This window comes from Levilactobacillus bambusae, assembly GCF_003124125.1.
Taxonomy (GTDB): domain Bacteria; phylum Bacillota; class Bacilli; order Lactobacillales; family Lactobacillaceae; genus Levilactobacillus; species Levilactobacillus bambusae.
Map to the genome: position 1 here is coordinate 187349 of NZ_QCXQ01000001.1, position 14887 is coordinate 202235.

At 47.8% G+C, this 14887-nt stretch carries 13 protein-coding genes and 1 riboswitch; all 13 genes read left to right on the forward strand.

Annotation, left to right across the window (positions count from 1 at the left end):
• The first annotated feature begins 176 nt into the window (after positions 1-176).
• The 13 genes from dnaE to cmk all read left to right on the forward strand — a co-directional run bounded on the left by dnaE (position 177) and on the right by cmk (position 14849).
• Positions 177-3542 carry a DNA polymerase III subunit alpha gene (dnaE, locus tag DCM90_RS01025; RefSeq protein WP_109249503.1) on the forward strand — a complete coding sequence of 1122 codons (3366 nt, stop codon included), beginning with the start codon at positions 177-179 and terminating at the stop codon, positions 3540-3542.
• 252 nt (positions 3543-3794) lie between these two features.
• Positions 3795-5552: a pyruvate kinase gene (gene pyk, locus DCM90_RS01030; protein ID WP_109249504.1), complete on the forward strand. Its 1758-nt coding sequence runs from the start codon at positions 3795-3797 to the stop codon at positions 5550-5552.
• Between the two features lie 180 nt (positions 5553-5732).
• Complete coding sequence (locus DCM90_RS01035; RefSeq protein ID WP_109249822.1) at positions 5733-6626, forward strand: CvfB family protein; 894 nt, start codon at positions 5733-5735, stop codon at positions 6624-6626.
• A 3-nt stretch (positions 6627-6629) separates the two neighbouring features.
• Entirely contained in the window at positions 6630-7526 is an 897-nt protein-coding gene (xerD, locus tag DCM90_RS01040; protein WP_109249505.1) for a site-specific tyrosine recombinase XerD, read from the forward strand.
• An 80-nt stretch (positions 7527-7606) separates the two neighbouring features.
• Positions 7607-7924, forward strand: a complete 318-nt coding sequence (locus DCM90_RS01045; RefSeq protein ID WP_165815165.1) for an N-acetyltransferase — start codon at positions 7607-7609, stop codon at positions 7922-7924.
• Positions 7917-8672, forward strand: coding sequence for a segregation and condensation protein A (locus DCM90_RS01050; protein WP_109249507.1), 756 nt, complete (start codon positions 7917-7919; stop codon positions 8670-8672). The genes DCM90_RS01045 and DCM90_RS01050 overlap by 8 nt, the downstream gene beginning before the upstream one ends.
• 1 nt (position 8673) lies before the next feature.
• On the forward strand, positions 8674-9279 hold the full coding sequence (gene scpB / locus DCM90_RS01055) for an SMC-Scp complex subunit ScpB (protein ID WP_109249508.1): 606 nt from the start codon (positions 8674-8676) through the stop codon (positions 9277-9279).
• Positions 9279-10004, forward strand: a complete 726-nt coding sequence (locus tag DCM90_RS01060; protein ID WP_109249509.1) for a pseudouridine synthase — start codon at positions 9279-9281, stop codon at positions 10002-10004. The genes scpB and DCM90_RS01060 overlap by 1 nt, the downstream gene beginning before the upstream one ends.
• A 53-nt stretch (positions 10005-10057) precedes the next feature.
• Positions 10058-10176, forward strand: a riboswitch (FMN riboswitch).
• Between the two features lie 83 nt (positions 10177-10259).
• Positions 10260-10856 (forward strand): ECF transporter S component, encoded by a 597-nt coding sequence (locus DCM90_RS01065; RefSeq protein ID WP_109249510.1) that lies wholly within the window; start codon positions 10260-10262, stop codon positions 10854-10856.
• A 73-nt stretch (positions 10857-10929) separates the two neighbouring features.
• Positions 10930-11961 (forward strand): helix-turn-helix domain-containing protein, encoded by a 1032-nt coding sequence (locus tag DCM90_RS01070; RefSeq protein ID WP_165815166.1) that lies wholly within the window; start codon positions 10930-10932, stop codon positions 11959-11961.
• Positions 11958-13394, forward strand: coding sequence for a RecQ family ATP-dependent DNA helicase (locus DCM90_RS01075; protein WP_165815167.1), 1437 nt, complete (start codon positions 11958-11960; stop codon positions 13392-13394). The genes DCM90_RS01070 and DCM90_RS01075 overlap by 4 nt, the downstream gene beginning before the upstream one ends.
• A 79-nt stretch (positions 13395-13473) precedes the next feature.
• A complete protein-coding gene (locus DCM90_RS01080; RefSeq protein ID WP_109249513.1) occupies positions 13474-14109 on the forward strand; it encodes a LysM peptidoglycan-binding domain-containing protein in 636 nt (211 codons plus the stop codon).
• A gap of 41 nt (positions 14110-14150) precedes the next feature.
• Positions 14151-14849 (forward strand): (d)CMP kinase, encoded by a 699-nt coding sequence (cmk, locus tag DCM90_RS01085; RefSeq protein ID WP_109249514.1) that lies wholly within the window; start codon positions 14151-14153, stop codon positions 14847-14849.
• The last annotated feature ends 38 nt before the right edge of the window (positions 14850-14887 follow it).

Below are 14887 nucleotides of genomic sequence, written 5' to 3' on the forward strand. Positions count from 1 at the left end.
CAGTTAAACTCGGTTGCTTTTGGGGGCGGGTTTAACTGACGATCCAGTTTCGTTATCGGGTGACCGGTATTCGAATACCTATTAGATGGCTGCGAACGTGCGTTCAGTTTTGCTTTCGCCGAGCCTCAGGGTCTGATATAATAGAAGCAATTATTTTTCGGAAGGAAGGATCAGCTATGCGCGTGGCACCACTCCAAGTGATGAGTTCGTTTAGTCTGCTTCAAAGTCCAACCCGGCTTAATGATCTGGTTCAAGCGGCCAAGGACCGGGGCTACCAAACGATTGCGTTAACGGATCGAAACGTCTTGTATGGCACCGTGGCGTTTTATCATGCCTGCCAGTCTGCGGGGGTTACTCCCATTATCGGACTGACGTTAACGACCGCCGGGATAATCGATGAAACAACGTTAACGGATTGGGTCTTTCTGGCTAAGGATTTCGTGGGATACCAGCACCTGATGAAGCTGTCAACCGCCTATCAAACGCGGGAAGATGAGACACCGCTTAAACTAAGCGAATTGACGGCACTTTTAGGGCATTTAATGGTGCTCACGCCGGCTGATAGTGAAGTCACGCGTCAAATTAACGTGGGTCAGCGACAGGCCGTCACCCATGCGCTCCAGTGGTTAGCGGAAGCGGCGGATGAAGCCAGCGTCTATCTTGGGACTTCGATTGATCAGTCTCAAGCTTTGCGGGACGTCTTAAAGCAGGTTGCAGCAGACACTAACACCCGGGTTACGGCGCTAGACCCCGTGGACTATTTGGATGCGGATGATGCCTTTAGTACCACTGTTTTACGGGCCATTGACCGGGGAGAAGTTATTGCTAATCTAGGTCAGGCGAGCGATGTCACGGGCGGCCACTGGTTGCGTTCGGTTACGGAACTCAGTCGGCGCTATGACGAGCTAAACGAACAGGAATTATTAGCTCAGACGGGTGACATTGCGGATCAGTGCCACGTGGAACTGCAGTTTAAGTCGCCACAATTACCCCAATATCAAACTCCGGGAAAAACGACATCGGCAGAATACTTGCGGGATCAATGCTTACAGGGACTCCGAACCCGGTTAGCTCACCTAGACGTAGACTCTCAGGCATACGTGGATCGGTTGAACCATGAATTAGAGGTCATTCACCGAATGGGGTTTGACGATTACTTCTTAATTGTTTGGGACGTCATGAATTTTGCCCATCGGTCAGGAATTACAACTGGCCCGGGCCGGGGATCAGCTGCAGGTTCATTAGTTGCCTACGTTCTTAGAATTACCGATGTGGATCCCATTGCTTACGGACTACTATTTGAGCGGTTCCTCAACGAAGAGCGTGCGCAGATGCCGGATATCGATTTGGACATTCCGGATAACCGGCGGGAGGAAGTTTTAGCGTACGTGCACCAAAAGTATGGGCATGAACGGGTCGCTCAGATTATTACGTTTGGGACCTTAGCGGCCAAGCAGGCGCTCAGAGATGTTGGCCGCACGTTTGGGCTGGCCCCCTATCAACAAGATCAGTGGAGCAAAGCCATCCCGAACGTGTTACACATTACTCTCCGGGAGGCATACGCTCAGTCGCAACCCCTCAAGAACTTAGTGGCGGATAGCCAGTTGAACCGGTTATTGTTTGAAACGGCCGTCAAGCTGGAGGGATTGCCTAGGCACTACTCGACACACGCTGCCGGGATTGTTCTGAGTGAACTTCCCCTAATTGAAACGGTGCCGTTACAAACTGGGTCAGAAGAGCTCTTAATGACGCAGTACACCAAGGACGCAGTTGAAGAAGTCGGACTGCTGAAAATGGATTTTTTGGGGTTGCGAAATTTAAGTATCATGGCGAATACTTTACGGATGATTAAACAAGAAACCGGGCGGGAACTCGATTTAAGCAACGTTGACTTGAATGATCCGCAGACGTTAACCCTGTTTCAACGGGGGGAGACCAACGGGGTTTTCCAGTTTGAATCTAGTGGAATTAAAAGTGTCCTGCGTCAGTTAAAACCCGATTCCTTTGAACTGGTTGCGGCAGTTAACGCGCTTTATCGGCCCGGTCCCATGCAGAACATCGAAACCTTTATTAAGCGGAAGGCCGGTCAGGAAGTCGTTTCGTATCCCGATCCATCGTTAGCCCCAATTTTGGGACCGACCTACGGAATTTTAGTCTACCAGGAACAGGTTATGCAGGTGGCGTCCGTTATGGGCGGGTTTACCCTGGGTCAAGCCGATTTGCTGCGGAGGGCAATGTCCAAGAAGAAAAAGGGAACCATGGACGCCATGCAAAAGCAGTTTTTAGCGGGGGCCAAACGGAAGGGGTACCCGGATGGGGTGGCCCGGCAAACCTACGACTATATCGAACGGTTTGCTAACTACGGCTTTAACCGGTCCCATGCGATTGCCTATAGTAAAATGGCGTTTGAAATGGCCTACCTAAAGGCCCACTTTCCGGGGCCGTTCTATGCGGCACTGTTAAATTCAGTGCTAAACAATCCCACCAAAACCAAAACTTACCTCACGGAGGCGAAGCACCATGGGGTTCAAGTTCTACCACCTGACATCAATCGCAGTCAGGCCTACTTCAGTTTAGCTGACGGGCAGCTGCTCTTTGGGCTGAGCTCCGTTAGGGGGGTGCGGCGGGATTTCTTGCGGGATGTCCTCAAGCAGCGACAGCAGAATGGGCCGTTTAAGGATTTGCGGGATTTTATTACCCGGATTGCGGATAAGTGGCGGAAGCCAGAATTAATTGCCGGATTAATTTACGCCGGGGCCTTTGACCAATTTGGGGCCAACCGGGCAGAATTGATTGCGGTACTCCCGGAGCTCATTAGTAGTATTGAACTCAGTGGGAATGACGTTGAACTTTTTGCTTCCTTAGCCCCCAAAATTAAATCGGTTCCGGATTTCCCCCTGATCGAAAAGCTGGCAAAGGAAAACGAGTATTTAGGGGCTTATCTGTCAGGTCATCCGGTTGAACAGTACGACTCCCTCCGGACTAAGTATCAGTTAAATCCGGTTAGTGAACTAACGCCAAACAGCCAGGTCAGTTTATTGGTCTACGTGGTTAAAATTCGGGTGATTAGAACTAAAAAGGGGGATCAAATGGCCTTCTTGACGGCAAATGATGAGTCCGGGGATATTAGTATTACCCTCTTTCCCCGGACCTATAACCGGGTTGCCTCCTGGCTGCAGAGTGAGATGGTGATTTTAGTCCGGGGCCGAGTTGAGCAACGAAAGGGCTTGGCTGTCATTGCAGACCAGCTGGAGAATGCGGCGGACCTCATGCCCGCACCGTTGTCAGATGGGGACCGGTGGTTTTTACGGTTGGATGCTGAACATGAGCGTGCGGTCGTGATGCCGAAAATTCAACAAATTATTAGGACCAATCCAGGGTCGACCCCGGTCATTCTCTTTGAACCGACTACCGACCGCAAATGGGTTTTAAACGCCAGCCACTCACTTAGCAATGACCCGAAAGTTAAGACCCAGTTGCAAGCTATTTTAGGTGAAGCGAACGTTGTTTACCAAGAAGCACTGGCACCCAACAATCACTGAAATTATGATTGAACTATAAATAATAATTAATGGTTAGAATTTAAAACGGGTAATAAAAATCCGTTAAAATAAGGAAACCGCTTACTTTACAAAAAAAGGGCGGGATTAGGAGAAAACTTGTTGGAAGTAACTGACACCAGTTTTTTAAAGTGCTAGAATATTCGTGGAGCCAAATTTGAGCCAAACAAATTCTGGACATTTGCTCAGCAAGTGCCAGAGGTTTGTGCCATTATCAAAGGAGAGATATTTCTTATGAAGAAAACCAAGATCGTAAGTACGCTTGGTCCTGCCAGTACGGATGTTGACACAATTGTTAAATTAATCCAAGCCGGCGCAAACATTTTCCGTTTCAACTTTTCCCACGGTGATCACGAAGAACATTTAGGTCGGATGACTAACGTGCACGAAGCTGAAAAAATTACCGGAAAGACCGTTGGTATTATGTTAGATACTAAGGGTGCTGAAATTCGGACAACCGTTGAAAAGGAAGGTAAAATCCAATTCAACACCGGCGACCAGTTCCGGATTTCGATGGATGCTTCTATCGAAGGTGACCATGACAAGATTGCTGTCACTTACCCAGGCCTTTTTGACGATGTTCACGAAGGCGGTCACGTTTTGTTTGATGATGGTTTGCTTGATACCGTTGTTGATCAAAAGGATGACGCAACTAAGGAATTAGTTGTTACTGCCCAAAACAACGGGGTTTTAGGCTCACGTAAAGGGGTTAACGCTCCTGGTGTTTCCATTAACTTACCTGGGATTACCGAAAAGGATACGGATGACATTAACTTTGGTTTAGACCAAGGCATTAACTTCATTGCGGCATCTTTTGTTCGTAAGCCACAAGATGTTTTAGACATTCGGGCCTTACTTGAAGCTAAAAACATGGAAGACGTTCAAATCTTCCCTAAGATCGAATCTCAAGAAGGAATCAACAACTTTGATGACATCATCAAGGTATCAGACGGTTTAATGATTGCTCGTGGTGACATGGGTGTTGAAATTCCAACTGAAAACGTACCGTTGGTTCAAAAGACTTTAATCCGGAAGTGTAACGAATTAGGCAAGCCAGTTATCACAGCAACCCAAATGCTTGATTCCATGGAGGAAAACCCACGTCCAACGCGTGCCGAAGCTTCTGACGTTGCTAACGCCGTCTTTGATGGTACGGATGCAACCATGCTTTCAGGTGAAAGTGCCAACGGGGATTACCCAGTTGAAGCCGTTCAAACCATGGCTCGAATTGATCAAAAGGCTGAATCTGCTTTACCTGATTTCGGTCGTGATAACCCTAACTTTGCTACCGGTGATGTGACTGAATCATTAGGTGCTTCAGTTGCCAAGGTTGCTGATGAATTAGGAATCAAGACCATTGTGGCAGCCACTAAGTCAGGTTACACTGCCCGGATGATTTCTAAGTACCGGCCAAATGCTGATATCTTAGCTATCACATTCGACGATCGTGTTCGTCGCGGGTTGATGGTTAACTGGGGAGTTTACCCAATCGTTGCTGACCAACCAGCTAACACGGATGACATGTTTGACTTAGCTGCTTCTAAGGCCGTTGAAACTGGATTAGCCAAGGAAGGCGATTTAATCTTAATCACCGCAGGGGTTCCCGTTAACGAAACTGGGACAACTAACTTGATGAAGGTTCAATTAATCGGTTCAAAGCTGGTTCAAGGTCAAGGCGTTGGCGATGAAACCGTTATTGGCAAAGCCGTCATTGCACACAATGCTGACGAAGCCAACCAAAAGGCCGTTGAAGGTGGCGTATTAGTTACTTCTACAACGGACAAGGCTTACTTACCAGCCATTGAAAAATCCAGTGCTTTAATTGTTGAAAATGGTGGTTTAACTTCTCACGCTGCTGTTGTTGGAATTTCTATGGGAATTCCAGTAATTGTTGGTGCGACAGGCGCAACCGAAAAAATTTCCGATGGTGAAGTGATCACCGTTGATTCACGCCGTGGGATGGTTTACCATGGTGCATCAAACGCACTTTAAGTTGAAGAAATTCATCAAGCCCATGTGGTAAGGTGGTAAAAGGGTGTCCCATTACGGGGCACCCTTTTATTGTCTTTTGAGTCTGCAGCAATGATTTTATGGGATTAAGGTCGAACTTTCGGGTAAAACCGTGTAAAATGAAGAGTAAATCTAAGATGAACGGAAGAACGATAAATGCAAATAAGTGAAATGCTTGGTCGGATTGTAACGGGCAAGGTTACCGATGAAAACGATCAAAATTACTTTGTTCAAGTGGATGGAGCGACCTTTCTGCTGAATAAAACGGAAATTCAGAAGCCGTTAAAATTGGGCAGTCAGTTTAAGGGCTTCGCCTACGAAAATGAAACGCACCACATGCAGTTGACTCGGAATGCGCCTAAGGTTCAGGTTGATCATTATGCTTTTGGGACGGTAGTGAGGACACAACATAACCTCGGTGTGTTTGTGAATATTGGGCTCCCCAACAAGGATATCGTGGTGAGCGTTGATGATTTACCGACCATTGCTGAAATTTGGCCTCAAACTGGGGATCAACTGATGATTGCCATTCGAGTTGATAGTAAGCACCGGATGTGGGGCGTGCTGGCCGATGAAGAAATCTTTCAGGCCATTGCCCAACCGGGTAATAAACACATGATGAACCGGGATGTGGAAGTGATTCCTTACCGGTTAAAGATGGCGGGAACCCGGGTTATCTCCAAGGGGTATCAACTCGGGTTTGTTCACCCGTCGGAACGGGAAAGGGAGCCCCGGTTAGGCGAACCCTTAAAGGCCCGTGTAATTGGTATTCATCAGGACGGGTCCCTCAACCTTTCGCTAAAACCCCGGGCCTATCAAGCAATTGATGATGACTCAGCGATGTTGTACGCTGCCTTGCAGCACTCCCAAACGGGTTCGTTACCCTTTACGGATAAATCGAACCCCGATGAAATTAAAGCCTATTTTGGGTTAAGCAAGGGTGCGTTTAAGCGGGCCGTTGGACATTTACTAAAGGATCGCCAAATCGTTCAGAAGGATGGTCAGATTTCATTAGTTGAAGCAGCTGTGAATGACCAAGAACATCCTGAGGATTAGCCAATGGATCATAAACGGGAAAAAATTGAAAATTATTTGCAGGATCTGCGAGTTTCCCAGGGATTGAGCGACAATACGTGTCAAAGCTACCGGTTAGACTTAAAACAATTTAACCGATATTTAGATCAGCAGTATATCTTGCGGTTTAGTGACGTCACTGAAGACGAGATTACCGGCTTTTTAGAGGAACAACATCAGATTGGAAAGTCACGGAATTCCGTTATTCGGATGGTTTCCTCCCTCCGAAAGTTTTTTAAATACCTGGTGGTTTTTGACCAGCTGGAGACTGACCCCATGACGAATGTGCAGGCGCCTAAGCAGGCTAGTCACTTACCCGCGGTCCTGACTCCGGCCGAAGTGGACCGGTTACTGGCAGCGCCAGACCCCAGTAAAAAGTTAGAATTGCGTGACCGGGCCATTTTGGAAGTTATGTATGCGACCGGCCTACGGGTAAGCGAATTGGTTCACCTTAAACTGGACGACCTACACTTAGAAATGGGTTTAATCCAAACCCTGGGTAAGGGGGATAAGGAACGGATCGTTCCAATTGGGGACGTCGCAATTGACTGGATCAACCGATACTTAACGGATTGTCGGCCGCAGCTGGCCCGGGAAAATCGAAGCCCCTACCTTTTCTTAAACGCCCACGGGAGTGGATTAAGCCGACAGGCCATATGGCAAAAGATAAAGCACTACGTTACCATTGCGGGGATTAAGAAGGACGTCACTCCCCACACGCTGCGGCACTCGTTTGCAACCCACATTCTGGAAAATGGTGCGGATCTAAGGATCGTCCAGGAATTGTTGGGGCATTCGGATATTTCAACCACCCAGCTTTATACTCATTTATCTCAAAAACGGTTAACTGAGGTCTATGACCATTCTCATCCCCGGGCATAAAACGAACTATAAGTTCTAACTAAGAAAGGCAGGTCGTTAGGGTGCTAGTTAAATATCGAACTGAATATCAAAAGCTTGCAATGGGTTTTTTATCCCTCCAACCGGACCTAAAGAGTTTACCATTAGTTCAATCAGAACTGAGTTGGTATACCGAAAGTCATGAACGGGCACTCTTTTTGTGGCGTGATAACCACGATAATTATAACGGGGTCATTGGAGTCGAACTAAGTACCGATTTTGTCGTGGTAAACGAAATGAGTTTAACGCCAGCGGCTAATAATGAGACGGATATCAATACGATTCTAGATGAATTAGACCGGGAGTATCCGGATCAACGGGTGATGTGTACGCTGCCCTACGCCAACGAGGTAATGAGGTGGGAACAAGCACATGAGTGAAACCTTTAACCAGCCGACCTTACACCTGGATGATTTTGACGGCCCGCTAGACTTATTACTGCACTTGATTAAGGCTTCAGAAATGGATGTTTATGATATTCAAATTTCAACCATCACGGAACAGTACGTCGGGTACCTAAATTCGATGCAGGATCATCAGCTCGATGTTGCGGGAGAATACTTTGTGATGGCGGCGACGTTGATGGCGATAAAAGCCAAGATGCTGCTGCCAAAGACCCCCGTACTTGCTGATCAAGAAGATGAGTATGAAGGCGATCCCCGTGAGGAATTAGTGACCCAATTACTGGAATACAAACGGTTTCAGGAAGCCGCCCATACCTTACAAGAACGGGAACGAGATCGGCAGCAACAGTTTACCCGGCCGGAAATGGCCGTGCCCAAGGGCCTAAACTTGCATTCGGTTCGACCGGGATTAACGTTGGCGCGATTACAAACGGCATTTTTGGACATGGCCACCCGGGTTAAGGCGGAACAACCGATGACCCGAACGATTAACGGTGAACAATTTACGGTTGCGGGGCAAATGACGACAATTTTAACGCGGCTTAAAGAACGACCACAAACCCCCGTTGCGTTTAAACACTTATTTTCCAACCATCCTCAAATGGAGGAAGTGGTGACCACCTTTATTGCCCTGTTAGAATTGACCCGGCAGCATCAATTGATGTTGCAGCAAAAAACGGATGGGGCCCCTTTAGAATTAATGTACGTAGAGAGTGAGACATAGGATGACAAACCTAGAACAAATTGAGGCCCTGCTATTTATTAGCGGGGATGAAGGGATTACGTTAGATCAACTCGTTCGGGCAACCGGATTTATGCGGCCGGCCGTTCATGATCTTTTGGAAACCCTATCCCAAAAATATGCGGTTAACCCGGATTCAGCCATCGAAGTTTTAATTTCGGAGGACCATTATCGGTTAGCCACCAAGGCGGAATTAAGCGATCTAGTCAAAAAATACTTTGAGACGCCGCTGTCCACGAGTTTATCACCAGCTTCGCTGGAAGTTTTAGCGATTGTCGCTTACCAGCAACCCATTACACGAATTGAAATTGATGAGATTCGGGGAGTTCAAAGCAGCTCCACCGTGCAAAAATTAGTGCTTCGCCGGTTAATTGATGCATCCGGGCGGTTAGATGAACCAGGGCGGCCCAAGGTTTATCAGACTACGCCGACCTTTTTAGACTACTTTGGGTTAAAGTCAATCGATGAGTTACCGCCACTGCCAGATCAATCGGAGCCAGCAGAAGCTGACAGTAGTGAACTATTCCTAACGGCGTTTAACCAGCAGTTAGAAAGCTCGAGCGAAGATGAAGAATTAGGAGAAGAGTAATGGAACGTTTACAAAAGGTACTTGCCCACGCGGGTGTTGCTTCAAGGCGCCAGTCCGAACAATTAATCGCCAGCGGTCACGTTAAGGTTAACGGTCAGGTTGTGACTGAACTTGGCGTCAAGGTTGGACTTCACGACGAGATTGCAGTGGATAATATTCCCATTGCGGCGGAAGAACCCATTTATATTTTACTAAACAAACCCCGCGGAGTGGTTTCTACGGCTAACGACGAGAAGGGGCGCAAAACGGTTTTGGATTGTATTGAGGGTGTTAGCCAGCGGATCTATCCGGTTGGTCGCTTAGATTATGATACGTCCGGGCTGCTATTATTAACCAACGACGGTCAGTTAGCTAATGAACTGACCCACCCTAAATACGGGGTGGAGAAGGACTACGTGGCAAAGGTAGAAGGGATTCCCAGCAACGATGATATGAAAGCCTTACGTCAAGGGGTCGTCGTGGAGGGGAAACAAACGGCCCCCGCTAAGGCCAAACTCAGATCAAGTGATAAAGAAAAGAAGACGGCAATCGTTTCACTAACGTTGCACGAAGGGCGTAACCATCAGGTTAAGAACATGTTGGCTGCCGTTGGTCACCCGGTGGTTAAACTGACCCGGGAAAAATACGCGTTTTTAACGTTAGCGGGAGTTCAATCGGGCGATTTTCGCCGGTTGAATCCAAAGGAAGTTCAAGAGTTAAAGCGGATTGTGGCGCCAAAGAAATAAGCAGTTGACATTTAGTAAGGATCTTTTATAATAGTTAGTAAATAATTTAACATGATCATCTTCAGGGCAGGGTGCAATTCCCGACCGGCGGTAATAGTCCGCGACCCGCGTGAGCGGTTGATTCGGTGCAACTCCGAAACCGACAGTAAAGTCTGGTAGGCAGAAGATGGAACTGCGTCGACCACTGAATGAGTTCTGCCTACGTGTAGAACTCTTTTTGTGTCTCTGAAGGTGAGTTTCTAAGGAGGAACTCTAATGGTTAACGGAACTCATCACACTCGATTTAGTGTTCGAACCATGGTTCAGGTGGCATTGTTTGCCTGTTGTGCGTATATCTTAATGTTTTTATCGTTCCCAATCATTCCGTTTGTCAGTTACATGAAATTAGACTTTAGTGAAGTGGTGATCTTACTTGCAATGGTCATCTTAGGACCTACCGAGGCCATTTTAGTAAGCGCCATTGAAGCACTGCTATATTTTGTGACAACCGGGGTTGATATTCCTAACCTGATTGGTGTTGGGACCGCCTTTATTGCGGCCCTCGCCTTTATGCTCCCTATCTACTGGACGGCTAAGGCGTTAAAGAATCAGACCTTTTTAAGACGTGCAATCGTCTCGGTCCTGGTTGGAACCTTAACGTTAACAGTGGTCATGGCATTAGCTAACTGGTTGGTGATCACACCACTGTATCTGAACGTTCTGCACATGTCGATTGGGATGCCGTTAAGCAAGCTGGTTCTGTTAGGGGTAATCCCGTTTAACTTGCTTAAGGGTGTGATTATTGGGATCGTGTTTATCTTTATGATGCAGCGAATGAACGGCTGGATTGCGACCCACCGGAATCAATTTTAAAAGATCCCTTAAAATCCGGTAATTAACCGGATTTTTTAGTATGGTAAACTAATGGAGAAGGGGGGCAATGAACGTGACACATTCGATCCTATGGTTATTTGATCAGCATCAGGCCCGCCGGATTCGGGTAATTGAAAATACGTTTGCGGGTAAGAAAACAGTTTCTACGCTATTTTGGGGCCTGCGTTACGGTTTATTGCCCCTGTTGGGAAGTCAAAAAAATCTGAACCGTCATCAATTGGAACGGGAAGTCCAAACTGAAATCGATGCGGGCCACGCGATTCGGACGAATCAGCAAATCCTGCTTACACCCACTGGTCAACAGCTGAAGACCGCAGGGTTGACCGAGGCCTATCATCCGCAATTTTATTCTGGCTGGCTTAACGTGGACCTAGGACGCACCATGCAGCGGCTGCTACTGGCGGGCCAGGTTGTGTCAGAATATCGGGTGCACCAATCTCGGTATTTTCCGTATGAAACGGATTTTGAAACGATGGGGCAGGTTAAACAGTGGTTTAGGCGGAATAAGTCGGATTCACTGGGCCAGAAGTTTTATCAGGAATTAGAACGGGTATTGAACGGGGTTTCGGTACAGACGGCGGACGACTTTGTTCGTCAGTTAATTGGTCATGATCAACCGGGCGAAACTTTAAGCCAAATTAGCCAGGCGAGTAAAATGCCGGTTGCAAGCATCCTAGCAGAACGCTTTGATGTTCTCACCCGGATGGCGCAACTTGGATCCGCCGGGGAGCTTCCACTAATCCAGGATCTTGTCGGCGACCTAGTACGGTTTCCGCTCAGTCGGGGAGCCATGACAACGTTTAATCAGTTTCAAAGGGGCCGGACGTTAGGCGAAATTGCCCAACAGTATGGTCTGAAAATTGGTACGGTGCGAGAACACCTTTTAGAGGCGGCGATTATCTTGCCCCTGGCACAATTTCCCTATGCCGCGCTGTTAGGAAGCCGAACGGATCAACTCCGGCAGCTCTATCCGGATGAGGCCCAGATGGATGATTGGCAGTTTCAAGACATAATGGAAGCTGGATTAGACTGGGACTTTTTTTGGTTTCGGCTGTACCAGGTATGGAGGACGAAGGAAACATGAGTGAACAATTGGAATCCCAACTTTACGAGGCGTTAGACCGGGAGTTTGGGTTTAAAACCTTTCGAACGGGACAGCTAGAAAGCCTAGCTTCGTTAATGCAGGGGCGCGATACGTTGGCAGTTCTGCCAACCGGAGCGGGGAAAACCTTAATCTACGAGTTATATGCCACGATCAAATCGGGAACGGTCCTCGTGATATCGCCCTTGCTGTCGCTCATGCAGGACCAGGTCGGCCGGCTACAAGCAGCAGGGCGACGAAAGACCGTTGCGTTAACGTCATTAACCGATTTAGCCGAACGACGAAGCCAAATTCAGCGGTTAGATCAGTATCGGATCGTTTTTTTATCTCCCGAAATGTTAGTTCGAACGGAAATTCAGGAGCGACTGCGGCAGATGAACATCAGTTTGTTCGTGGTCGATGAGGCCCACTGCATTACCCAGTGGGGTCCCGATTTCCGCCCAGAATACCTCTTGCTCGGTCAGGCCAGAAAGATGCTAAACCAGCCCCTGACCTTAATGCTAACGGCCACCGCCTCTTCAAAAACTCAGGAGCAAATTATCCAACGGTTGGGGGTTCCAAATGCCAACCGGATCATGACGTCCGTGAACCGGGCAAATATCTTTTTGGCCGTTGAAACGGTTAGTTCTGATCGGGAAAAGGGTCAACGGCTAGCGGACTTAGTTCGGAGTTTGCCCAAGCCTGGCGTCGTTTACTTTTCTAGTAAGCGGGCGGCAAACCAAGTGGCGGCGAACTTAAATGAGCTGGAAAATGTTGAGGCGTCCCCGTACCACGCAGATTTAGACGGGGAACAGCGGTATAAAATTCAACAGCAATTTATGGCTGGTCAGCTTAACGTTATTTGTGCAACTAGTGCGTTTGGCATGGGGATTGATAAAGCTGATATTCGGTTCGTCATCCATTATCATCTGCCGACCGACTTAGAAAATTATTCCCAAGAAATTGGCCGGGCCGGCCGCGATGGTCAGCCCAGTCTTGCGATTCTGCTTTACCAACCCGGGGACGAACAATTTGCTTGGAGCCTAAGCCAAGCGAGTATCCCGGACGAAGCACTGATTCAACGGTTTTATCAGCACCCATCTCAATTTCATGGTCAAGATGAACAGGTCGATCTCCTTAAATTTTACCAAGCTCATGGGGTTAACGAGTTGGCAGCCCAGCAACTCTTTAGTGACCGAATGAAGGCCCGGCGAACCGCAATTCAGGAAATGATGACGTTTGTCACCACCCAGGGATGTCGGCGGGAGATTTTACTGCAAAAGTTTCAACCGGCACCCTATCCGACACATAATGCCGAGTGCTGTAACGGAGAGGACACGCCGGTGCCAACGCTGCTCGGTTCACAAACCGAGCAAAAACCAACCCAGACGGTTAAAGGCAACTGGCAGAGCCGGTTGGCCAGCTTATTTTTATAAAAGTATTAACAAAAGGAATAGCGTTTTCATTTTGTTCGTATGGTACAATAGCGAGTGTAAGTTTTAGGGAGGTTGAACGATGAATCAGAAACATGATGAACAAAATACGGATAAACCGTGGGATCAGACGTTTGCTGATGACCGTGACGATCAAGGTAACCTGTCTCGGACCCGCATCCACAAACAAAATCATAACAATGCCTTGGTAACAACCATTCTAGTTGCCATTATCGTGCTCATTGCACTAGTATCACTCGTATACGGCCTAGCCCGTCAGAGTGCTGCTAACCGACCCGCAAATGACGATCAGGTAGCGGCAACGGCCACTAAAAAAAGTTCGGCCAGCGAATCGGCAGCGGATAAAAAGAAGGCAGCTTCAATGTCTGCGGCTTCTTCTAAGAAGTCCGAATCTGAAAAGGCAGCGTCGGAAAAAGAGGCCAGCGAGAGGCAAAAATCTTCAACGGAATCGAGTAGTAAAGCCTCGAGTTCGACTTCAAGTAGTCAGGAAAGCGAAACGACCACTTCCAGTTCAACGGCAGAGAACAGCTCGTCTACCACACAATCTTCGGATACCCAATACGCTACCGTTCAAGCAGGTCAAGGAGTTTATCGGGTAGCAGCCAACGCCGGTATTTCAGAAGAAAAACTATTGGCTTTGAACGGGTTAAGTTCAGCGTCACAAATTCACCCTGGTCAAAAACTACGCGTTCGGTAGTGGTATTGGTCAGGAATTTTTATGTTTAGGAGCGCTTTAAAGTGGAGAAACAGGGATTACAAGTTGCAATAGATGGGCCAGCGTCAGCTGGAAAAAGTACGGTTGCCAAACAGGTTGCTAAACGATTCCATTACGTTTACTGCGATACCGGGGCAATGTACCGGGCAACCACTCTCAAAGCTATGAGTACCAACGTTCCGTTAGATGACGATGACGCCGTGAGCGCCATGTTAGAAGAAACGACCATCACTTTTCGGCCGGCTGATCCGGTTCAACGAGTACTTTTGGATGGGGAAGATGTTACAATGGCCATTCGGTCTGAAGCCGTCACAAATAACGTTTCCACCGTTTCGATGTTAAGCAACGTGCGAGCTGAGTTGACTGAGCGGATGAGAGAAATTGCGCAGGCCGGCGGAATTGTGATGGATGGCCGGGATATTGGCACATCGGTACTACCCAATGCGGACGTCAAGATTTTCATGGTTGCCAGCGTTGACGAACGGGCTGAACGGCGGTTTAAGGATAACGCTGAAAAGGGGATCCATACACCGCTAGACGTTTTAAAGACGGAAATCGAAACTCGGGACCACAAAGATTCAACCCGGAAGGTATCACCGTTAACCCAGGCTGAGGATGCTGTGCGGCTGGATACGACGTCGATGAGCATTGACGCGGTTGTCAATCGGGTATGTGAAATCATTGAACAAACAATTAAACAAAAAGAATCTGAAGAGAACTAACTTAGGACTAGCTTTTATCACCATTTTCAGCTAAAATG

Coding starts and splice junctions, on each gene's coding strand:
- pyk (WP_109249504.1), top strand. CDS start 3,795: ATGAAGAAAACCAAGATCGTAAGTACGCTTGGTCCTGCCAGTACGGAT.
- scpB (WP_109249508.1), top strand. CDS start 8,674: ATGACAAACCTAGAACAAATTGAGGCCCTGCTATTTATTAGCGGGGAT.
- DCM90_RS01045 (WP_165815165.1), top strand. CDS start 7,607: ATGGGTTTTTTATCCCTCCAACCGGACCTAAAGAGTTTACCATTAGTT.
- DCM90_RS01050 (WP_109249507.1), top strand. CDS start 7,917: ATGAGTGAAACCTTTAACCAGCCGACCTTACACCTGGATGATTTTGAC.
- DCM90_RS01080 (WP_109249513.1), top strand. CDS start 13,474: ATGAATCAGAAACATGATGAACAAAATACGGATAAACCGTGGGATCAG.
- xerD (WP_109249505.1), top strand. CDS start 6,630: ATGGATCATAAACGGGAAAAAATTGAAAATTATTTGCAGGATCTGCGA.
- DCM90_RS01075 (WP_165815167.1), top strand. CDS start 11,958: ATGAGTGAACAATTGGAATCCCAACTTTACGAGGCGTTAGACCGGGAG.
- DCM90_RS01065 (WP_109249510.1), top strand. CDS start 10,260: ATGGTTAACGGAACTCATCACACTCGATTTAGTGTTCGAACCATGGTT.
- DCM90_RS01060 (WP_109249509.1), top strand. CDS start 9,279: ATGGAACGTTTACAAAAGGTACTTGCCCACGCGGGTGTTGCTTCAAGG.
- dnaE (WP_109249503.1), top strand. CDS start 177: ATGCGCGTGGCACCACTCCAAGTGATGAGTTCGTTTAGTCTGCTTCAA.